Source organism: uncultured Salegentibacter sp. (assembly GCF_963972535.1).
Lineage (GTDB): Bacteria > Bacteroidota > Bacteroidia > Flavobacteriales > Flavobacteriaceae > Salegentibacter.
This window is the reverse complement of sequence record NZ_CAXAVR010000007.1, coordinates 15439-37017: the sequence shown is the minus strand read 5'-3', so window position 1 is coordinate 37017 and position 21579 is coordinate 15439. Positions and strand designations below refer to the sequence as shown.

The 21579-nt window shown below is 36.8% G+C and carries 22 protein-coding genes; 8 read left to right on the top strand and 14 right to left on the bottom strand.

The genetic code is table 11. The annotated features are described in order from the left end of the window. Position 1: 1 nt before the first annotated feature. Both AACZ30_RS02010 and AACZ30_RS02005 read right to left on the bottom strand, forming a co-directional pair. Positions 2-1372, bottom strand: coding sequence for an MATE family efflux transporter (locus AACZ30_RS02010; RefSeq protein ID WP_208224877.1), 1371 nt, complete (start codon positions 1370-1372; stop codon positions 2-4). 82 nt (positions 1373-1454) lie between these two features. Further along, positions 1455-2873, bottom strand: a complete 1419-nt coding sequence (locus AACZ30_RS02005) for a M20/M25/M40 family metallo-hydrolase (RefSeq protein WP_339647440.1) — start codon at positions 2871-2873, stop codon at positions 1455-1457. 232 nt (positions 2874-3105) lie between these two features. Between AACZ30_RS02005 and AACZ30_RS02000 the strand changes: the two genes are divergently transcribed. Then, positions 3106-3705 carry a hypothetical protein gene (locus AACZ30_RS02000; protein WP_075326171.1) on the top strand — a complete coding sequence of 200 codons (600 nt, stop codon included), beginning with the start codon at positions 3106-3108 and terminating at the stop codon, positions 3703-3705. A 6-nt stretch (positions 3706-3711) separates the two neighbouring features. On the opposite strand, the gene AACZ30_RS01995 is transcribed toward AACZ30_RS02000, so the two are convergent. The 7 genes from AACZ30_RS01995 to AACZ30_RS01965 form a co-directional block, all read right to left on the bottom strand. Further along, on the bottom strand, positions 3712-4878 hold the full coding sequence (locus AACZ30_RS01995; RefSeq protein WP_339647438.1) for a sigma-54 dependent transcriptional regulator: 1167 nt from the start codon (positions 4876-4878) through the stop codon (positions 3712-3714). A 1-nt stretch (position 4879) separates the two neighbouring features. After that, complete coding sequence (locus AACZ30_RS01990) at positions 4880-5788, bottom strand: DUF6268 family outer membrane beta-barrel protein (protein WP_339647436.1); 909 nt, start codon at positions 5786-5788, stop codon at positions 4880-4882. Beyond that, a complete protein-coding gene (locus tag AACZ30_RS01985) occupies positions 5772-6713 on the bottom strand; it encodes a mechanosensitive ion channel domain-containing protein (RefSeq protein ID WP_339647434.1) in 942 nt (313 codons plus the stop codon). Before AACZ30_RS01985 ends, AACZ30_RS01990 begins: the two co-directional genes overlap by 17 nt. A 3-nt stretch (positions 6714-6716) precedes the next feature. Continuing rightward, on the bottom strand, positions 6717-8009 hold the full coding sequence (locus AACZ30_RS01980; RefSeq protein WP_339647432.1) for an ABC transporter permease: 1293 nt from the start codon (positions 8007-8009) through the stop codon (positions 6717-6719). Further along, positions 8002-8931 carry an ATP-binding cassette domain-containing protein gene (locus AACZ30_RS01975; RefSeq protein WP_339647430.1) on the bottom strand — a complete coding sequence of 310 codons (930 nt, stop codon included), beginning with the start codon at positions 8929-8931 and terminating at the stop codon, positions 8002-8004. Before AACZ30_RS01975 ends, AACZ30_RS01980 begins: the two co-directional genes overlap by 8 nt. A 307-nt stretch (positions 8932-9238) precedes the next feature. Continuing rightward, a complete protein-coding gene (dnaJ, locus tag AACZ30_RS01970) occupies positions 9239-10366 on the bottom strand; it encodes a molecular chaperone DnaJ (RefSeq protein WP_075326166.1) in 1128 nt (375 codons plus the stop codon). Between the two features lie 30 nt (positions 10367-10396). Beyond that, positions 10397-10990: a nucleotide exchange factor GrpE gene (locus tag AACZ30_RS01965; protein ID WP_075326165.1), complete on the bottom strand. Its 594-nt coding sequence runs from the start codon at positions 10988-10990 to the stop codon at positions 10397-10399. Positions 10991-11161: 171 nt separating this feature from the next. Between AACZ30_RS01965 and AACZ30_RS01960 the strand changes: the two genes are divergently transcribed. Then, positions 11162-11830 carry a YceI family protein gene (locus AACZ30_RS01960; RefSeq protein ID WP_339647428.1) on the top strand — a complete coding sequence of 223 codons (669 nt, stop codon included), beginning with the start codon at positions 11162-11164 and terminating at the stop codon, positions 11828-11830. A 78-nt stretch (positions 11831-11908) separates the two neighbouring features. Here the strand turns inward: AACZ30_RS01960 and AACZ30_RS01955 are convergent, their stop codons facing one another. From AACZ30_RS01955 to AACZ30_RS01945, 3 genes are all read right to left on the bottom strand, one after another. Beyond that, positions 11909-12811 carry a TIGR01777 family oxidoreductase gene (locus AACZ30_RS01955; protein ID WP_208224870.1) on the bottom strand — a complete coding sequence of 301 codons (903 nt, stop codon included), beginning with the start codon at positions 12809-12811 and terminating at the stop codon, positions 11909-11911. A gap of 70 nt (positions 12812-12881) precedes the next feature. Further along, positions 12882-13556, bottom strand: coding sequence for a tRNA (5-methylaminomethyl-2-thiouridine)(34)-methyltransferase MnmD (mnmD, locus tag AACZ30_RS01950; RefSeq protein ID WP_339647426.1), 675 nt, complete (start codon positions 13554-13556; stop codon positions 12882-12884). Between the two features lies 1 nt (position 13557). Then, positions 13558-14064, bottom strand: a complete 507-nt coding sequence (locus tag AACZ30_RS01945) for a DUF4920 domain-containing protein (RefSeq protein WP_208224868.1) — start codon at positions 14062-14064, stop codon at positions 13558-13560. A gap of 103 nt (positions 14065-14167) precedes the next feature. Between AACZ30_RS01945 and AACZ30_RS01940 the strand changes: the two genes are divergently transcribed. Continuing rightward, entirely contained in the window at positions 14168-15235 is a 1068-nt protein-coding gene (locus AACZ30_RS01940; protein WP_208224867.1) for a branched-chain amino acid aminotransferase, read from the top strand. 111 nt (positions 15236-15346) lie between these two features. Here AACZ30_RS01940 and AACZ30_RS01935 read toward each other — a convergent pair whose 3' ends face one another. Next, positions 15347-16375 carry a Gmad2 immunoglobulin-like domain-containing protein gene (locus tag AACZ30_RS01935; RefSeq protein WP_339647422.1) on the bottom strand — a complete coding sequence of 343 codons (1029 nt, stop codon included), beginning with the start codon at positions 16373-16375 and terminating at the stop codon, positions 15347-15349. Between the two features lie 43 nt (positions 16376-16418). Beyond that, positions 16419-16805: a nucleoside triphosphate pyrophosphohydrolase family protein gene (locus AACZ30_RS01930; protein WP_093306412.1), complete on the bottom strand. Its 387-nt coding sequence runs from the start codon at positions 16803-16805 to the stop codon at positions 16419-16421. 323 nt (positions 16806-17128) lie between these two features. On the opposite strand from AACZ30_RS01930, the gene AACZ30_RS01925 reads away from it, so the two are divergent. The 5 genes from AACZ30_RS01925 (at position 17129) to AACZ30_RS01905 (ending at position 21541) form a co-directional block, all read left to right on the top strand. After that, positions 17129-18160 carry an SRPBCC family protein gene (locus AACZ30_RS01925; protein ID WP_093306415.1) on the top strand — a complete coding sequence of 344 codons (1032 nt, stop codon included), beginning with the start codon at positions 17129-17131 and terminating at the stop codon, positions 18158-18160. A gap of 6 nt (positions 18161-18166) precedes the next feature. Beyond that, a complete protein-coding gene (gene crcB / locus AACZ30_RS01920) occupies positions 18167-18541 on the top strand; it encodes a fluoride efflux transporter CrcB (RefSeq protein WP_339647419.1) in 375 nt (124 codons plus the stop codon). A 169-nt stretch (positions 18542-18710) separates the two neighbouring features. Beyond that, positions 18711-19049, top strand: a complete 339-nt coding sequence (locus tag AACZ30_RS01915; RefSeq protein ID WP_075326155.1) for a P-II family nitrogen regulator — start codon at positions 18711-18713, stop codon at positions 19047-19049. Positions 19050-19079: 30 nt separating this feature from the next. Next, positions 19080-20321: an ammonium transporter gene (amt, locus tag AACZ30_RS01910; RefSeq protein ID WP_208224862.1), complete on the top strand. Its 1242-nt coding sequence runs from the start codon at positions 19080-19082 to the stop codon at positions 20319-20321. Between the two features lie 104 nt (positions 20322-20425). Beyond that, the gene (locus tag AACZ30_RS01905) at positions 20426-21541 is read left to right on the top strand and encodes a porin (protein WP_339647417.1); all 1116 of its coding nucleotides are present in this window, start codon (positions 20426-20428) and stop codon (positions 21539-21541) included. Positions 21542-21579: the final 38 nt, after the last annotated feature.

Sequence of the window (21579 nt, the reverse complement as noted above, 5' to 3'; positions counted from 1 at the left end):
ATTATATTTTTGATTGAACAAGAATAGACTCTTGCAAAATAAGTTTTTTTGTTAAATAGTTAAATCGAATGTACAACATTAATGCCGAAACAGAGAGCCCGGCAAGGAGCCCAAGCCAGATTCCCATGCTTCCAAGATTTTCGGCTTTGCCAAAATACCAGGAAACAGGAAAGCCAATAATCCAGTAAGAAATAAAACAAATTACCGTAGGAATTTTCACATCCTGAAGCCCTCTTAAAGCCCCAAGAATAACCACCTGCAAACCATCACTAAGCTGAAATAACGCAGCTACCACTAACAATTGTGCAGCAAGTAAAATCACCTCGGCATTATCTATATAAAATGTAGGCAGCCAATCTTTAAGCAGAATAAAGCCTAAAGCAAATACTGCTTCTATTAAAAATACCAGCAGAAATGTTGAAAATGCAATTCTGCGTAAATCTTTAAAATTAGCAAGACCTTTTTGATTTCCTACTCTAATAGTAGCTGTAACTCCAAGTCCAACCGCGATCATAAAAGTCATTGAAGCGAGATTCAAAGCAATTTGATTTGCCGCTTGTGGATTAGTACCCAACAAACCGGCAAGGAAGACGGTAGCGGTAAAAATCCCAACTTCAAACAGCATTTGCAGGGCCGTTGGAAAACCGAGGTTTAATAATCTTTTAAAAACATCGGAGTTTAGAGATTCCTTTTTTCCCCATTTAAAGTATTCGGCAAATTTCTTTTTTCGTCTCAAAATTTCCCAAACAAACCATAACATAAAGAAACGGGAGATTAATGTACCTATTGCTGCACCTTCCAGCTCCAACCTTGGAAATATCCAGATTCCGTAGATTAAGAGGTAATTAAAAATCACGTTTACCACGTTAGCAATTAAAGTGGCATACATGGCATATTTTGTTTGCGAGAGTCCGTCAGCGAATTGCTTAAATGCCTGGAAAATCATTAACGGAATCATTGAAAACGCCACAATATTAAGATAGGGAATGGCAAGTTCTACCACCTCTGGCGGTTGATCTAAATAGTATAATACAGGTTTCGCTACGAGTAAAGTGAGAAAAAGAAGAATCCCATTAATAGTACATAAAATTACCCCGTGGTGAAAATAGCTTCTGCCCTTGTTTATATCCTGCGCGCCATCGGCTTCAGCAATTAAAGGTGTAATGGCAAAAGAAAAACCAATTCCTAAAGAGAGGGCTATAAAAACCAGCGAATTTCCCAGGGAAACCGCCGCTAGTGGTGCCGGCCCTAATTGGCCAATCATTAAATTATCTACCAGCCCAACTAATACATGGCCTAATTGCCCGAGCATTACGGGAAAGGCAATATTTAAATTTTTGCTGAATTCTTGTGTGTAGGCGCTTAGCTGCAAAACATAATTTTAGGCGGCAAAGATAGTAGGATTTTGCTGCTCTAAAATTTAAATTGCGATAAAGAATAATTAAATTTTAAATCTAAAGTTTCTGATCTTTTTCCAGATTAATGCGCTTTATTCCATACTTATCTACTAAATAGATCAATGAGGTCATGGTAGCAGCTCCAAGTTCCAGCTCGCGTTTGTTTACATGCTCAAAAGTATCAGTTGCCGCGTGATGATGATCAAAATATCTTTGTGAATCTGGTCTTAACCCCGCAAGCACAATATCTCCCTTTTTCAAAGGACCAATATCGGCTCCACTTCCACCTTTTTCAAAATAATGAATTAGATAAGGTTCAAAAAGTGGTTTCCAACTTTCAATTTGCGCAAATTGAGCATCATCGGCTTCAAAAGAAAATCCGCGAGGAGTGAATCCTCCGGCATCACTTTCTAAAGCAAAAATGTGATTTTCGTTTTTACTATGTGCAACATCGGCATACTTATTCCCGCCGCGTAAACCGTTTTCTTCATTCATAAAAAGCACCACTCTAATGGTTCTTTTAGGTTTATAGCCGGTTTCCTTAAATAAGCGCAAAACCTCCATAGATTGAACTACACCCGCACCATCATCGTGAGAACCATCTCCCAAATCCCAGGAATCCAGGTGACCGCCAACTACCATAATTTCTTCTGGAAATTCGCTACCTGTTATTTCCCCAATTACATTGTAAGATTGTACTTCCCCGTGATTTTCTGAACTCAATTTAAAATAAAATTCCAGATCTTTTTTCAACTTTAAGATTCCCGAAAGATATTCGGCATCTTTAGTACTAATCGCCGCAGCTGGAATTCGTTTACTATTTGGTAAATCGCCATAGCTCATTGAACCCGTATGTGGGTTTTCATCTATTTTATGACTTAAAGAACGTACAATTACCCCAGCAGCACCGTATTTAGCAGCAGCTTTTGCCCCCGAATAACGCTGATCTACACACCCGCCGTATGCCTCAAAATTTTGAATAAGTTCAGGATTCATTGCGCGATTATAAAAAACAATTTTGCCCTTTATTTCATTTCTATAATTTTCTAAATCTTCAATTCCCTGCACTTCTATCACATTTGCTTTTAATCCGCCGGTAGCAGTGGCAACAGAGCCCCCAAGAGCTGTTATATTTACTTCTGTAGTCATTCCCGGGCCGGTTTGTATATAAGCGTGTTCACGAGCTCCACGCGTCCATTTTGGAACCATAACCGGTTGTAGCCAAACCTTATCAAGACCAAGTTCTTCTAACTGTGTTTTAGTATATTCTACCGCTTTTTGCGCATTTAACGAACCCGATAACCTACCTCCAATTTTGTTAGAAAGATGGTCCAGCCAATTGTAGGCTTTACCATTTACCAGCGCAGCAGAATATATCTCCCTAATTTTAAGAGAATCTTCTTTAGTTTCAGGAGCCTGTGCATTAAGATTTAGTGTAAGAAAAAGGCCAAAAAAGGCGAAAATGTATAATTTCATCGGGAAAATAGGATTTAAATTTTCATGTTTTGACTGCTAAAATAAATATTCCTTTGGAAGCTTCTGTTTTAATTCTTTATAGTTTCTATAAAATTTAGGAAACAATTTCTAGCTACCTGTGTGATAACAAAGAATATGCCTTAAAAGTATTTGAATTTGCAGAATTTTAATCGACTTACTTTAAACCTAAAAAAAGATAAATTTTATATCTTCGCCGCTAAATTATAGCAGTTTGAACAAAGCAGAAAAAGAAGAGATAATTACCAAAGTTACCAGCCTTTTAAAGGAAATCCCGTCCTCTATGGATATTGTAAAAAAGGGAGGTAACCGTCACAAACGTTTTGAATATCTCGCCACACATATGGTAGAGAAGGCGATTGAAAAAGACGCTCTTATTATTTCTGAAAACCGAATGGGAATTGCTATTTTATTTAAAACCAGCAAAAAAGACGATAACTTCCTGAAAGATATTTGGAGCCAAATAGGTTTGGTTTTAAATGTTACCGGAATAAAAAACGCTTATCGCATTGTAAAAAACCAGAATTATATTAAAAAGCAACGCCCACAAACCGGGGAATATCTTTACTGCTGGTTCTGGGGTATTTTGGCTGAATCTCGCGGTGCAGATACCCAGGTTGGTAAAGAAATGAAAGACGAATTTTACCGCCAGGCAATAGAATATCAAATTCCACTATATGCTGAAACCAGAATGCGTAAAAACGCACTGGTGTATCAGCGATTTGGATTTGAATTATTCCACGAATGGCAGCACCCAAGCGGAGATACCATGTATTTTTTAAGATATAATCCGCCGCCGAAAAAAATCGATTAAATTTTTCTAAAATTTGCTGCCGAAGAGTTTTACGTCTTCTTCTGTAATTTTATCGCCTCCTAAAATAATGAGCCGTTCTACAACATTACGAAGTTCACGTATGTTTCCGCGCCAGTCATATTCTTTAAGAGTTTTTAAGGCATCTTCGGTAAATTCTTTTTTACCCGAACCGTGTTCCGCAGAAATCTTTTCGCTAAAATAATCTATAAGTAAAGGAATATCTTCCCGGCGTTCGTTTAGCGACGGTACTTCTATTAAAATTACCGCAAGCCTGTGATATAAATCTTCCCTAAACTTTTTGTCTTCTATTTCTTTTTTTAAGTCTTTATTGGTTGCTGCAACAACCCGAACATCTACTTTAATGTCTTTACCGCTACCCACGCGAGAGATTTTATTTTCCTGAAGCGCTCGTAAAACTTTGGCTTGCGCCGAAAGACTCATATCACCAATTTCATCAAGAAAAATTGTACCTCCATTGGCAACTTCAAACTTACCGGCACGATCTTTATTCGCTGAAGTAAACGCCCCTTTTACGTGACCAAAAAGTTCACTTTCTATTAATTCTGAAGGGATTGCAGCACAATTCACCTCTACCATTGGCCCTTTAGAACGTTCACTTTTTTGATGTATCCAGTGAGCCACCAATTCTTTCCCTGTACCATTTTGCCCGGTAATTAGCACCCGGGCATCTGTAGGAGCTACTTTTTCAATAAGTTCTTTAATACGCTCAATCCCTTCTGATTGGCCTACCATTTCAAAATTCTTGCTAACTTTTTTCTTAAGCCGTGTATTCTCTACAACAAGCTCTTTGCGGTCTAGCGCATTGCGAACGGTATTAAGCAGTCTATTAAGATCTGGTGGTTTTGCGATATAATCAAAAGCGCCTACTTTCATCGTATTCACGGCGGTATCCAAATCTCCGTGACCAGAAATCATTACCACGGGAATTTCAGGCTTTATTTTCATGATGGCCTCCAGGACTTCTACTCCATCCATTTTGGGCATTTTAATATCACAAAGTACAAGATCAAAATCTTCGTCTTTTATTTTTTCAATTCCTTCCAGGCCATCTACTGCTTCTTCAACTTCATAACTATCATTTTCTTCGGTAAGGATTTTAACTAAAACCCTTCTAATTGCTGCTTCATCTTCTATTAATAAAATACGTGCCATATTATAAAATACTAAATTTTAAGCCGCCACGGGCGTAGAATGTATTGTTTTCGTCTATTGTGTACAGGTCTTCCCTGTCTTTATCTCTTAATCTAATATCATTCATAACCGTATAACCGGCATAGGTATAAAATGCTATATTATCTGTGATATTATACTGGTATCCCAAACCGCTTAAAACTATGGTCATAGACATACTTTCTGCAAGCCGGTTTGCTCCAGGATTTGTTTGCGGATAAGGATTAAAGTTTTGCTGAATATTGGCAAAAAAACCATCTAAAGTTACAAAGCCCTGAACTTCATGTTTGTCGTTAAAATAATATTTGAGGTTGGTTTTCGGAATTCCGAGCCCATAAGACCATTTTTCATCAAAACGCTTGTAATAATTTATTACAGGCAATGGAAACGGAAACCCGGTTGTGGTAGAATAACTAAGTCCTAAAATAAGTCGCCAGGGTTCTATGTAACGCTCATCTTCTTTAATTTTTATAAAATAAACCGACCCGGTATAAATAAAATCGTCCTTAACCAACTCGCTGGTAGCGAAGTTAGAAGCAATTTTCACCCCGGTCTCAGCGCCAAAACGCCATAACTCGTTCATTTTAAAGGTGTAGCCTATTTTACCGGTAAACGATTGAAACCTATCCAGGTTATTAGTAGTAAAAGCTTCGCTATTTTTATATTTAAAATTTACGTTTCTATATTCTACTCCCGGAATTAAATAGGCTCCTTTTCCATTTAATTTAATAGGTAAATTAACAAAGGTCCTAAATCTACGAAATGAATTATCTGAATCTGACTGCGGAAAATAGGTATATTCTATTCGGGCTAAATCTGTAGTTTGGGACGTTGCCGGAAAAGTTACAGCTCCTAACAACAGGAAAGCCATAATTTTAAAGGTCTTCATCATTTTTAGATAAATTTTGGGTTAGGTTTTGGGTAGGATAAAAATGCACATCTCGCTGTGGAAACGGAATTGTGATGTTATTTTTCCTAAATTCTTCATCTATTTTAAATCTAAGCTCACTTTTAATTTTTGGGTCTACAAAGCTATCGGTTACATAAAAATGGAGTGAAAACACTAAAGAAGATGCCCCAAAATCGTCAAATAGAACAAATGCTTCAGGGCTTTTCACAATACTTTCGTTTTCACTGGCACATTTCAACAAAATATCTTTTACTTTTTGGGTGTCACTCCCGTAGGCCACACCAACCTGAACGCCTTCCCGCGTAGTTGCATGGTTTTGGGTATAATTATAAATTACATCGCTAATAAATTTATGATTGGGAATAATCATCACCTTATCATCCCTGGTAAGGGCACGGGTGGTTCTTAGTTTAATTTCAAAAACACGGCCAACCCTGCCTTCCATTTCAATAACATCTCCAACTAAGAGCGATTTATCTATAATTATAAAAACCCCTCCAATAATATCCTGAAAGAGCTCTTGTAAAGCTAAACCTATACCAACAAAAAGTGCAGCCGAAGCTGTTAAAAGTATGGTAATATTTATTCCTGCAGTGCTTAAGGTGATTAAGATTACCACTAAATAGACAAAATATTTTATAAACTTAAAAACGCTTATAAACTTCTGTTTGTCTCCCTTGGCCAGTTTACTTGTAATAAAAGATCTAATTAACCTAAGAACAACACTGGTCACAATAAATGCGATAACTACCAGTAAAATAAGCCCTACAGTTATTTCTATTGGCGTACCACTAACCTCATATTTGAAAAGGATAAGATTCCAAAAGTCCACCAGACTACCCCAGATATCTTCTTCCACCACTTCTAAGATCGCCTCTGATGTTTCTGATTTTTGCTGTTCCTGCATTCCCTAATATTTGAGCCATTTGAATAGTTCTTTGTAACTGGCTTTTTTACCATACATAAGAATTCCTACCCTATAAATTTTAGCTGCTATCCAAATTACTATAAAATTGGTAATAATTAAAAGTGCTACAGAAATTGCGAGTTCCCACCACGGCACTCCAAAGGGTATACGCATTAACATAACTATTGGAGAAGTAAGGGGCACCATTGAAAAAATAGTAGAAACTGTACCATGCGGATTTTCTATTACCGAAAAGAAACCCACATAAATGCCTAACATTAAAGGTAGAATTACCGGAAACATAAATTGTTGGGTATCGGTTTCACTATCTACCGCCGCACCAATAGCCGCGTAAATAGAACTGTAAAGGAAATAGCCTCCAATAAAATAAATGAGGAAAAATATAATTAAACTTAGAATTGGCAAATTAAGTACATCCATTACCAACTGGGTAATTTCGGGTTGTGCAATTTGCTCTACGGTTTTTAATTGAGATTTTTGAACGGTAAAAATATCTATACCTAACACGTAAAAAGAAGTCATTGCTAAAACTCCAGCTAATAATACCCAAATGGTGAATTGCGTAATTCCGGCCAAAGAGGTACCTAAAACTTTTCCCATCATAAGTTGAATGGGTTTTACTGAAGAAACAATAATTTCAATAATTCTATTTGTTTTTTCCTCAATAACACTGCGCATTACCATATTACCATAAATGATAATAAACATCATTAATAAATAACCCGCAGCGCCACCAAAAAACATTTTTATATAATTAGACATTTTGGAAGTACGCTCTCCAGAGAAATTCTGGATTTCTATCCTTACCTCGGTTTTAGCTTCGTTTAATTGGTTTACATCAATACCTCGCTCAATAAGTTCTTCGCGTGTAAGCCTGTCGGCAATGGTTTTTTCTATAGCCTGGATAGTTCCTAAACCGGGAGATTCTTTTCCAAAAAACTGAACGCCTTGCAGATCTCTATTAATATTTTCAGGAATATATATAAGCCCGTAATAATCCTGTTCATTAACCATTTGTTTTGCTTCTTTAAAGCTCTTTCCAGAAAGGTCTAAATATTGAACCTGTTCCTGATCTTTAAATTCTGAAGCAAACATTTCAGTCTCATCATACAAACCAATAATACGTTGTTCGCTGCTATTCAGCATACTTAAATAAGCGATAAGTGCGAACATCCCAACCAGAATTAGCGGACTTAAAAAAGTCATGATAATAAAGGTTTTATTCCTTACCCGCGCCAAATATTCCCGCTGAATAATAAGCTTTAAATTACGCATGTTGAGTTACGGTTTTTATAAAAATATCGTTTACTGATGGAATAACTTCTACAAAATGATTTATCCTGGCTTTAGCAAGAAGATAATTTAATAACTGGTTAGGGGTTTCACCTTCTTTAAGCTGAATGGTTAATTTAAGATCGTCGTTTATACTTTTAAAATTAGTATTACCAACTACGAATTTTTCTTTTAATTCTGCTAAAAGAGCGGTATCATTTTCTGTTTCCAAACCTACTTCATAGGTGTTAGATTTATATTCCCGTTTTATTTCTGAAACTTTTCCGTCTAATAATTTATTGGACAAATGAATTAAAGCCATATAATCACATAATTCTTCTACACTTTCCATTCGGTGGGTAGAAAAAAGTATAGTTGCTCCTTCTTCTTTAAGCTGAAGGATTTCGTTCTTAATTAAACCAGCATTTACAGGATCAAAACCACTAAATGGCTCATCAAAAATTAACAGCTTAGGCCTGTGTAAAACGGTGATAATAAACTGGATTTTTTGCGCCATCCCTTTAGAAAGTTCCTGGATCTTTTTATCCCACCATCCTTCAATTTGTAATTTCTTAAACCAGTATTCCAGGCGTTCTTTGGCTTCAGCTTTAGAAAGTCCTTTTAATCGAGCCAGGTAAAGTGCCTGCTCCCCAACTTTCATAGATTTATAAAGTCCGCGTTCTTCCGGCAGGTAACCAATATGCGCAATATCATTGGGCTGTAAAGGTTTGCCGTCTAGATAAACCTGGCCCTTATCTGGCATGGTAATTTGGTTAATTATACGTAGCAAAGTGGTTTTTCCTGCACCATTAGGGCCTAAAAGACCAAAAATACTACCACGCGGAATGGCTATTGAGACATTATTTAGTGCAGTAAAATTGCCAAATTGTTTGTAGATATTTTCTGCTACTAAAAGATTTTCCATATAAAAGTGTTGGTAAAAAAAATAAAATAGCTCGAGAGATAATTCACCGGGCATTCATAGCAAACAGCTGTTTAATTTTCCGGGCAATTATGGCTAATGTTAATCTTCATTATCGAGTAAATATATTGAAATCACCCGAGAGATGTTTTGGATTAAGAAGAAATTATAACTTTCCAGATTGCTCTAAAAAACAAAACCCACCCTTAATAAATTAAGGATGGGAAAAAAATTGCTATGAAAAAGAAAAATTATCACTAAAAGACTTAGTGATAATCAAATATATAAATTTTTTCTTAAAACCGGGGTTCTAAGAAAACATATCTTTAACTTTTTCAAAGAATGACTTATCACTTTTCTCCGGATTCGGCTGGAAGTTCTCGTCTTCAGCCATTTTCTCAAAGAAATCGCGTTGTTCTTTATTTAAATTTTTCGGGGTCCAAACATTTACATGGACCAATAAATCCCCTTTGCCGTAGCCGTTAAGATTTCCAATTCCTTTTCCTCTAAGTCTAAGAATTTTTCCAGATTGTACTCCTTCTTCAACCTTTATTCTCACTTTTCCGGTTACGGTATCTATTTCTCTTGAAGAACCTAAAACAGCTTCAGACAAACTAATGTACAAATCGTAATGCAGGTTATCTCCTTCACGCTGCAGGCTATGGTGCTCTTTTTCTTCAATAGCTACCAACAAATCTCCTGGAACTCCATTTCCCGGAGCATCGTTTCCTTTTCCGGCAACTTTTAACTGCATTCCGTCTTCAACCCCAGATGGGATTTTAATAGAAACAGTTTCTTCTTTTTGTACCAATCCGTGCGCATCAGCCTCTGGCGGTCTATGGTCTATAATCTGTCCCGAACCGCTACAAGCTGTACAAGGCGATGCAGTTTGCATTCTTCCTAATATAGTATTGGTTACACGAGTTACCTGGCCTGTACCTTTACAGGTGGTACATGTTTTATAAGTGGTACCGGGAGCCTGGACTTTTCTTTTTACCTTAATCTTTTTCTCGGCACCATTAGCAATTTCTTCTAAAGTAAGACTCACCCTAATTCTAAGGTTGCTTCCTTTAGCACGTCTTTGGCCACCGCCAAAACCGCCACCAAAACCAGAGAAGCCTCCGCCACCGCTGAAGCCACCTCCAAAGATGTCTCCAAACTGGCTGAATATATCGTCCATATCCATTCCGCCGAAGCCTCCGCCTCCGCCGCCACCTTCAAATGCCTGGTGGCCAAACCTGTCGTAACGGGCTCGTTTATCTTCATTGCTAAGTACTTCGTAAGCTTCAGCCGATTTTTTAAACTTTTCTTCAGCCTCAGCATCTCCCGGATTCTTATCTGGGTGATACTTAATGGCCATTTTTCGGTATGCTTTCTTTATTTCGGCGGTTGAAGCATTTTTACTAATGCCTAATATGTCGTAATAATCTTCTTTCATGGTCTCGTTTTGCGAATTCTAAAAAAGCTTTTATTTGCCGGTTACAACCTTTGGATACCTAATAATACGATCTCCCAATTTGTAACCTCGCTCTACTACATCAACTATCTTGCCTTTAAGCTTGTCTTTAGGTGCTGGTATTTGGGTAATAGCTTCGTGAATTTCAGAATCAAAGGCATCGCCTTCTTTTACATTCATTGCCTCAAGCCCTTTACTGTTAAGCGTTTCCTTAAATTTATTGTGAATAAGTTCTACGCCCTGTACTAAATTTTTATCACCAGATTTTCCAATTTCTTTTAAAGCCCTGTCAAAATCATCTAAAACTGGCAACATGGCGGTCATTACCTCCTGGTTGGCAGTTTTAAAAAGCTCTAAACGCTCTTTAGAAGTTCTTCTTTTGTAATTTTCAAACTCTGCAAAAAGACGTAAAAATTTATCTTTTTCTTTCTGAAGATCTTCTTTTAGCTTTTCTTCCTCAGTAAATTCGGGCGAGTCGTCATTGTTATCCTCGTTTTCCTTTTCACCTTCTACCTCGTCTATAGCTTCATCTATAGCATCTTCAATTTGATCTTTAACAGGTTGGTCCTGTTGCTCTTCTCTTATATCTTCTTTCTTGTTGCTCATTTTTATGCATTTTAATACAGCCTCAACGGGTCAAAATCATTGCCAATTATGATTCGGTGTCAAAATGTCACTACCCAATAATTCTTAAAATTATTTAGTAAATATTTAGCATTAGGGTGTATGAAGTTTATGTAATTTTGCAGACTAAAATAAAACTAAATTTTAACACAAATGAGAAAATCAATTTTAAGCACTTTTGTAATTGCAGCTATTTTAACTGCGGTTGTAGGATGTAAAAACGATAAAAATAAAGCAGAAACTTCTGAAGCTAAAGATGCAGCTACTGCTCAAGCTGAAGCTATGGAATTTTCAGTAGATACTTCGGCTTCTACTATTGAGTGGAAAGGTAGCAAACCTACAGGTGAGCATACTGGTACTATTAAACTTGCTGAAGGTACTTTTAGTGCTAATGACAGCATTATTGAAAGCGGAAATTTCGTTATTAATATGCAGTCTATTAATGTAACCGATCTTGAGGGAGACGATAAAAAAGATCTTGAAGCTCATTTAATGGGAACTGTAGAAGGTAAAGAAGGAGATTTCTTTAACGCTACAAAATATCCTGAAGCTACTTTTGAAGTAACGGAAATTACTGAAGAAAACGGACAGAAAATGTTATCTGGTAACCTTACAATAAAAGAGGAAACAAAAAATGTTACTTTCCCGGTTAGCATTAACCAATCTGATGATAGTATTGAAATCACCAGTGAAGAATTCACTATAGACAGAACAAACTGGAATGTGAATTTTGGTTCTAAATCTGTTTTTGATGGACTTGGAGACAACTTTGTAAGTGACGATATTACTTTAAAAGTTAACCTTAAAGCTAATAAAGCTTAAGAAGATTCAAGATTTGAATACAAAAAAAAGGCTGCCAAATTTGGCAGCCTTTTTTAATGTTTAAAAACTTCAGTAACCCTAAATTAAATCTTCCAGGGCTTTAGAGAGGTTTACATACTTAAAAATATAACCTTCCTGTTCTATTTTATCACTACTCACCAATTGACTGGACAAAACCAGGCGGGACATTTCTCCCAGTACTAATTTAAGTGCTACTTTAGGAACATTAGGCAGCCAAACCGGTTTTCCCATTTGCGAGGCCACTTCGTTAACCAGTTCTTTATTAGTAACAGGATTTGGTGCTACAGCATTATAAACGCCGGTAAGCTCTTTTTCTAGAGCGAACATAAATATTCCACTAATATCGTCTATATGAATCCAGGATTGCCACTGTTTCCCGTTTCCCAATGGAGAGCCTACATTAAAATTTACGGGTTCTTTTAATTTTTGGAGCATTCCGCCGTTTTTAGCAAGAACAAGTCCTATTCTAATTTTAGCTACTTCAATGCCCAGGTCTTTAAAGTTATCTACAGCTTCTTCCCATTTTACCACCACTTCTCCTACAAAAGAATCATCTACACCCTGGTCTTCTTCAGTATATAATTTCTCTAGAGAACTTGGGTAAATACCTATGGCACTGGCTGAAAGCAGGTTTTTTACCTCGTGCTCATTTTCCTGTAAACAAGTGTAAAGTAAATTTGCCGTTTCGGTACGGCTCTTTAAAATTTTCTTCTTTTGTTCTGGCGTCCATCGTTCTGCAATACTGGCACCTACAAGATTTATTATAGTATCAACGCCTTCTATGGCCTTACTGTCTATTTCATTCTCGTTAGGGTTCCAATAAAAACCCTTATAGTCTGTTTTGTTTTCCAGCTTGTCTTTACTGGTAGAGAGGTAATGAACTTCTATTCCTTTTTCCCGACACAACCGACTAATTTTAGATCCAATTAAGCCGGTAGCTCCTGTGATTAATACTCGCATTTTTCTTTACAAGATAGCAACAAGTATAAACCTCAACTAAAGTTTATCACCTATTTAACAGCAAAATAGCCTACTTTTTTAATGCTCTTAACATTTCTCGTTTACCTGGAGGCCCGGGAAGCCTTTCAACTATAAAACCTGCAGTTTGCATAGCTCTTCTTACACTGCCTTTTGCCGAATAAGTAACTAAAACCGAGTTACTTTTCATCGCAGCAAACATTCTGGCAAAAATATCTTCTGTCCACAATTCGGGTTGAACCCTGGCACCAAAGGCATCAAAAAACACTAAATTATATTTGTTAATATCTTCAATTTCTTCAAAGCGCTTCTGTTGTTTTTCAAGCTGAAAATTTTCTGAAATATCTACTTTATTATTCCACGGAATTTCGTGCATGCGTTGAAAAGTTTCTATTTGATTTTCTGCGGAAAGCATTTCGGCATAATTCAGGGCTTTTATTTCAGAAGTTGAAACGGGATAAGCTTCTACCCCAGTGTAGTCTATCTTTAGCTGAAGCTTTTGAGCTTCCAAAAAAGTAATAAACGCATTTAGGCCGGTACCAAAACCAATTTCCAAAATAGCGGGATTTTTTTCCTTATTTAGTCCAACCCAGTATTCCAGGCCCATTTTTATAAAAACGTGCCGGGCTTCCTGTATTGCACCGTGTTTGGAGTGGTATTGCTCATCCCATTCGCTTAAATGAATAGTAACCGAGCCATCGCCGGTTTTTATAATCTTTCTTTCCACATTATTCCTTTAAAAGTACTCCATTCGCAATAAACGCCCTGGAAACCTCAGGGGAAGTAATTGCTGCTATTTCTGCTTCAGATTTCCCTTCATCCTCGGCATAATGTTTTTGATCTTCAATAGACATTTGGTTTATAAAAGCTTTTCCTTCTACAATCACATCGGTATTTTCGCTGTCTTTGGGTACAAAAAATCCATAATCTTTAAAAGTTACTCTTACATCTTCCCCTTCAGGAAGTTCTAAAATCATCCAGCAACCTTTCTTTTTACAAACATTATTGATTTTTGAAGTAAATTTTAAATCTAAAGTATCACCGGGTTTTAGGGAATTGAATTTATTAAGAGCTTCGCTGGCAGAAATAGCACTTTCTGAGTTTATTTCGGCTCCAAAAGAATTATAGGAAGTAGTATTCTTTTCAGCTACAACTTCTGTCTCTTTATTAGATTTTTCATTTTTACAGCCTATAAATATTAAGGATAAAGCCAATATAGCGGCGAATTTTTTCATTTTCCTATTTTTAGTTAAAACCTTGCAGGTAAACAAATTTACCAAAACTTTAGATTTTGATTCTGTTTTAATTTAGGTAAATTTGTTAACTAAATTAATGATAATGAAATACGATACTAACCAGCTTGAAATTAATAAAGTCCAAAAATCTAAGATTGAAGAGGTAAATTTTGAAAACCTGGTTTTTGGCGAAATTTTCACCGATCATATGTTTGTATGTGATTATGAAAATGGCCAGTGGCAAACCCCTAAAATTACACCTTATGGGCCAATACAACTGGATCCATCGGCTAAAGTATTTCATTATGGGCAAGCAGTTTTTGAAGGAATGAAAGCCTACAAAGACGATGAAGACCAAATTTGGCTTTTTAGACCTGAAGAAAATTATAAAAGAATAAATAAATCCAGCGCCAGATTGGCAATTCCTGAATTTCCAAAAGAATATTTCTTCCAAGGATTGGAAGAATTACTAAAATTGGATAAGGATTGGATAAAGAAAGGTTTTGGGAACTCGCTGTACATTCGTCCGTTTGTAATTGCTACCGAGGAATGCGTTTCTGCCAATCCTGCAACAAAATATAAATTTATGATTATTTGTTCTCCCGCCCAGGCTTATTATAGCGGCGAAGTAAGAGTTCAGTTTTCAGAAAAATACAGCCGTGCTGCCGATGGTGGTGTTGGAGCTGCCAAAGCTGCCGGGAATTATGCCGCGCAGTTTTACCCTACCAATCTTGCTAAAGAAGCCGGGTTTCAGCAAATAATTTGGACCGATGCTAATACGCATGATTACCTTGAGGAAGCTGGAACAATGAATATTTTCTTTAGAATTGGAGATAAACTTATTACTGCTCCTACCAGCGATAGAATTTTAGATGGAGTTACAAGAAAATGCGTGATAGATCTCGCAAAAGATATGAATATTGAGGTTGAAATTAGAAGAGTTCCAGTTTCAGAAATCGTTGAAGCCGCAAGGAAAGGTGAGCTAAAAGAGATCTTTGGTTCAGGGACCGCGACAGTTATTAACCCTATTGCCGGTTTTGGATATAAAGACGAAAAATTTGAACTGCCAAAAATGGAAGATTCCTACGGAAAATCTTTTAAAGACCGCCTAATGAAAATTCAATATAACCAGGCTGAAGATAAGCACGGTTGGAGATACCAGGTGAAGTAATTTTTCCTGATTTTTATAAATTAAACCTCACAGATTTAAAAACTGTGAGGTTTTTTTTGTTTTAACCTGAACTTATTTCAGGTTCTAATTTTGAACTATTCCTGATTAAAATTATTCCGATGGGAAACGTACCGGCAGCGTAAACTTTCTATCTAATTCAGGTTTTCCTGATGCATTTGCCTTTTCAAAGATTAAATAGCCTTTTTCATCCTCCGGAAAATTGCCAAAAGACAGTTCGGTAGAGAACGGCACAAAATCGTTAGTCATCCATTCACCTTTCGCTTTTATAGAAGTTTCTGCCAGGGTAATATAATTTTTATCAACTAATCTAACAGGCGCTTCGGCTTCAAAAAACCAGGTTCCGCGTGCTTCACCAGAAATTTGTATGGGAGAATTAATAAGCGTATTTACCGCAGGTTTTTCAACTTTTATAAGATCTGAAAGTTCTTTACGCTCTTCAGCATTCTTCCTAAAAAAATAAAGAGAGCTCATTATTTTATCCAGTTGCATCTTACTTTTTTCATTAATTTCTCCTGAAAACCTCACTTCATCTTCACCCATTGGATCGCATTCTTGCATAGGCTTTGATTCTCCCCCGGTTGAAATGCAGGTAGCATTAAAATTTTCAATTTGATAATGCACAAAAATACCTCCGTATTCATCCCACTTTTCCGGAGACTGGTAAAACTTTAAATAATAAGCCCAGGCCTCACCGTTTTCTAAAAGGTAAACCCGCGAATCGTTTTTATTAAAGTTAAAAGATAAATCCAGGACCGATTCCCAATTATTAAAAGATTTTTGTTTACCTGAAGGCCCATCTACGCCAAAACCTTTAGGTAATAATGCGATATACGCTATTTCGGGTTCTTCGTGAATAGCGAGCGGTTTACTAATATCAACTTTTTTTGAATAAACATTTACTACAGAGCTGTTTGCCGGTAATTCGTCTTCTAAAACTTCAAAATTTGAAGGATATTCCAGGGCAAAATTCCAGGTACTATCAACATATTTTTGAACTTCATTATTGATTTTTTTAGTATTCTGTTCTTCTTGGTCTTTAGAAGTTTCAGCACTCCCGGGATTATTTTTACAACCAAAAGCTGCAAGTACCAGCAACATAGAGAGTAACGAAATTTTCATACTATTTTATTTTTAAATTAGTCAACAGTTTTAATTTATAAATTCAACCTTTTAGCACTTTCACTATATTGGGTTTACAATAGTTAGAACCTTTAATAACTTTGCCTTTTTCATTATAAAGTGGATTTCCATCTTCACCAAGTTTACTCATATTACTACGCTGAATTTCATTAAAAATGGCTTCAATTTTATGTTCCAGGCCGTGCTCAATAATGGTTCCGCATAAAACGTACAGCATATCACCAAGAGCATCGGCAACTTCGGTTAAATCACCTTTACTTGCAGCTTCAAGATATTCTTCGTTCTCTTCCTTCATTAATTCATAGCGCAAACGATTCTTTGTGGCTCCCAATGATGCCTGCGGATTTTCTGCAATTCCCAGCCTAAAAGTTTTATGAAATTCCTTTACCGCAGCAAGTGTCTTTTTCATCTGTTTATAATTTAAAATCGATTAGAGGTTAAGCCTAAAACCTTAACTTTGCATAAAATTAAATAAAATGTTTAGCACCGGCCAACTCATTTTCGCGGGTTTATTTGTGTTTGTTTTTATAATAATAATTGCATTTAGTTATAAAAAAGACACCGTATTACATAGAAAGCAATATAAAGGAAGTTTATGGGTGCTTGTAGCATTTCTTGCTTTTATAGGACTTCTATTTATTTTAAAGGGCTTCTTAAATCCGTAGTTTACTTCTTATAAAGTGAATTACTAATTATGTTAAATTAAGTATCTTCGCTTATAAACCCACCAATATGAAAATTTTAAAATATCTATTCTTCCTACTGCTTATTGTAATAATTGCAGGTTCTATTTATATCGCTACAAAAGATGGTGATTACCAGGTTGAAGAAACCAGGGTAATTACAGCACCGGTAGAAATGGTTTTCCAGGAAGTAAATGAATTTCAAAATTGGGAGAACTGGGAACCCTGGTCGGCTGAAGCAGATGATATGATTATTGAATACGGCGCAAAAACCAGCGGCGATAGCGCTTCTTATTCCTGGAAAAGTGAAAATGCGGGCGATGGGGAAATTAAGACTATTTCAGCAAAACCTTATTCAGAAATTGAGCAGGAAATAATTTTTAAAACTCCATTTGGCGAATCTATCAGTGATGTTTACTGGGAATTCAACGAGATAGAAAACGGCACTCAAGTTACCTGGGGAATGAAAGGCAAACAAAGTTTTATGGAGAAACTGGCCTTTACTTTCCAGGATAAATCTATTACTGAAATGATGCGGCCAAAATTCCAGACCGGGCTAAATAATATGGAAAGTGTAGTGCTAAATAAGATGGATAAATACACTATTAATGTAGACGGAGTTATTCAGCACGGGGGCGGTTACTATATGTACACCACCACTGCCAGCAAAATTAGCCAGGTAGATGAAAAAATGGCGTCTATGTTTTCTGAAGTTTCTACTTATATGGATGAAAACGGAATAGAAAAAAGCGGCAATCCGTTTGTTCTTTATAACGAATGGAATGAAAATTCTGGAAACGTAATTTTTTCCGCAGGAATTTTCACTCCCAGCGAAGTAATTACTCCGGCTGCAAGCGAAATTTTAACCGGATTTTTACCAAACCAGAAAGTTTTAAAAACTACCCTAAAAGGAGATTATAAGAATTTAAAGGAAGCCTGGGATAATGCATATAATTATATTGAAGCAAACGATCTTGAAATGGCAGAAGACACAAAGAATTTTGAAGTGCATTTAACATCGCCAGAGAACGTGGCAAATCCTGCTAAATGGATTACACACTTATATATTCCGGTTAAATAAACAAGTATGCTTAAACAACTATTACTGATTTTCTTAGGTGGCGGACTTGGCAGTGCGTTGCGCTACCTCATCAGTAAAAGTTTGAATTTTGAAACTGCATTTATTCCTTTTGGCACTTTTACGGTAAATATCCTGGGAAGTTTACTTTGGGGATTAATCCTGGGAATCGCTGCTAAATCTGATTTTTTCTCGTCTAATATTGTTTTATTTCTTGCCGTGGGTTTTTGTGGCGGCTTTACTACCTTTTCAAGTTTCGCTTTTGAAAATCAGGCACTTTTACGTTCCGGAGATTATCTAAATTTCTTCTTTTACACCTTCGGAAGCATAATTCTGGGAATTTTGGCTGTCTTTTTAGGTCTTTTCCTCTCAAAATTGACCTAGGCCCTGGTCAAAAAATTAGAAACAAATCAAAACACATATGTAATTTAAATTAACCCCTAATTTTTTAGGGGTTGTTTTTATTTATTTCACATTAATTTAGCATACACCCCTATTTTTTAATAGGTGTTATGATATTTTTATACATTTACATCATCAAAATCAAGTTTTTATGAAAAAAATAGAAGCCATTATTAGAAAATCTACGTTTGATGAAGTTAAGAAAGCACTTCATGAAACCGAAGTCAATTTTTTTAGCTATTGGGATGTTACCGGGGTAGGTAATGAAAAACAAGGTCACGTTTATCGGGGAGTATCTTACAGCACTAGCGATATTCAGAGACGAAAAATTTCACTGGTAGTATCAGATGAAAATGTTCATAGTACTGTAGAAACAATTCTAAAAGCTGCGCATACAGGCTCTGTAGGAGATGGGAAAATATTTGTGTCTCCCGTAGAAGAAGCCTATCGCATAAGAACAAAAGAGAAAGGCACCGATTCTCTTTCTTAAACTAATCAACTCATTATAAAAATAACTTTTATGGAATTACTTACTACTAATAATGTTTGGATGATGGTGTGTACCGCGCTGGTATTTTTTATGCACCTGGGCTTTTCACTGCTTGAAGTTGGACTTACAAGGCAAAAAAATGCCATTAATATCCTTTTTAAAAACGTATTTATAATTTGTGCCGGGCTACTTACTTATGCCATTATCGGTTTTAATCTTATGTACCCAGGCTCTTTTATCGCCGGATTTATTCCAGATTATTTCTTCGACCTTTTTGGGTTAAGCGCGCCGGTGGCAGATGGTGCTTTAGACTTAGCCTATAACGAAGGTTACACTTACTGGACAGATTTTCTCTTCCAGGGAATGTTTGCTGCAACTGCGGCTACAATAGTTTCTGGTGCAGTTGCAGAACGAATTAAACTGGGAAGTTTTATGCTGTTTTCTGTGATCTATATTACCATTGTTTACCCTATTGTTGGTTCCTGGAAATGGGGCGGCGGTTTCTTAGACGGACTCGGTTTTTACGATTTTGCCGGTTCTACCCTGGTTCATTCTGTAGGAGGATGGGCAGCTTTAATAGCTATTTATTTACTGGGTGCGCGTTTAGGGAAATTTGGTAAAGATGGCCAATCTCACGCCATCCCTGGCCATAATATTCCTTTAGCTACTGCAGGAGTATTTATTCTTTGGTTAGGCTGGTTTGGTTTTAATGGTGGTTCAGTACTTTCAGCCGATCCTTCTTTAACTTCTATTACCCTTGTAACAACTTGTCTTGCTGCGGCAGCCGGTGGAATTTCTGCCTTCGTGGTTTCTACAATTGCTTATAAGAACTACGATCTTACCATGTTCCTAAACGGAATTTTGGGTGGACTTGTTGGTATTACTGCAGGAGCAGACCTTATGTCGCCATTAGACGCTGTACTTATTGGCCTTGTTGCCGGTGGAGTTATTGTCTTAGGTGTTGCCCTGGTTGAAAAACTTAAATTAGATGATCCTGTGGGTGCCGTGGCTGTTCACCTTGCCTGTGGTATTTGGGGAACTCTTGCGGTAGGAATCTTTGGAAGTATGGCTGGTCTAAATCAATTACTCATACAGCTGGCGGGCGTAGGAATAATTGGTGCTTTCTGCTGCATTACAGCTTTCGGGATTCTTTCAATTATTAAAGCCACAATGGGCTTAAGGATGGAAGAAAAAGAAGAAACTGAAGGCCTGGATGCTCACGAGCACGGGATGGATGCTTATGCCGAATTTGGGACAGTGCAAGAAAGATAATTTTTTAAAAAAAAGGAGCGCTTGGCGGAGCGCTCCCTATAAAAGTAAACCTCTCATAAAGCTTTGCTCAACACATTTCAACTTATTAAACAAGACTATTAATTATGAAAAAATTTACTATTACAAATATCCAAAAAATATTCCTTTTAGGCGTATTCTTCGGACTAGGTTCTGACCTTCAGGCTCAGGAAACTGAAACAACTGAAGTTGAAAGCTTTATGTCAAACTTCAGTATAAGCGGTTCTGTAGACAGCTATTTTAGAACCAATTTTAATGGATTAAATAAGTACGAATATAATGATGCGGGGGATCCAATTGCAGGTCCACAGGCACCCGCTTCTTCTTTTGCCAACGATCCCGGCTTTGCCATTGGGATGGCCAATGTTATTTTAGGCTATGAAGGGGAGAAAGTTGGGTTTGTAGCCGATTTGGTTTTTGGACCTCGGGGAGAAGATGCGGTGTTTGCTTCTGCCGCACCCAGTAATATCGTAAACCAATTATATGTTTACTGGAACGTTTCAGACGCAGTTACTTTAACTATGGGAAATTTCAATACTTTTCTGGGTTATGAGGTAATCTCTCCAGCGGCCAACTTCAATTATTCTACTTCGTATATGTTTTCTTACGGACCATTTTCTCACACCGGGATAAGAGCTGATTTCACCATTGATGATAACTGGAGCGCAATGCTGGCTGTAATGAATCCCACAGATTGGACCGAATTTAATCCTTACGGAAAATATTCTTTCGGCGGCCAACTTGGCTATTCAACCGGGGAAGGTAGTGCTTTTTTGAACCTAATTTATGGGGAACAAATGCCCCTCTCAGATGAAGCTACTTTTCAAATAGATTTAACTACCGGATGGGATTTTAGCGATGCCTTTTATTTGGGATTAAACACCACTTATAATACTACTGATGGAGAAGGGTTTTATGGTGCAGCTGTTTATCCACAAATCCAGACTTCAGAGAATTTTGCTATTGGTTTAAGAGCAGAATATTTTAAAGAATTAGAAGACGGTGGGCCGGTTTATGGTGCAGATGCCGAAGCATTGGACTTCACCCTTACCGGAAGTTATACTCTTGGAAGCCTTACCCTTAAACCTGAATTACGTTTAGATAAAGTATCTAATACAGCATCACCGGTGTTTTTAAATTCAGATTTAGAAGGAACCGATAATCTTTCATCTTTTGTGCTAGCTGCGATTTATGCTTTTTAAAACAAATATTTGATTTTTTGATACCTGTTGAAATAGTT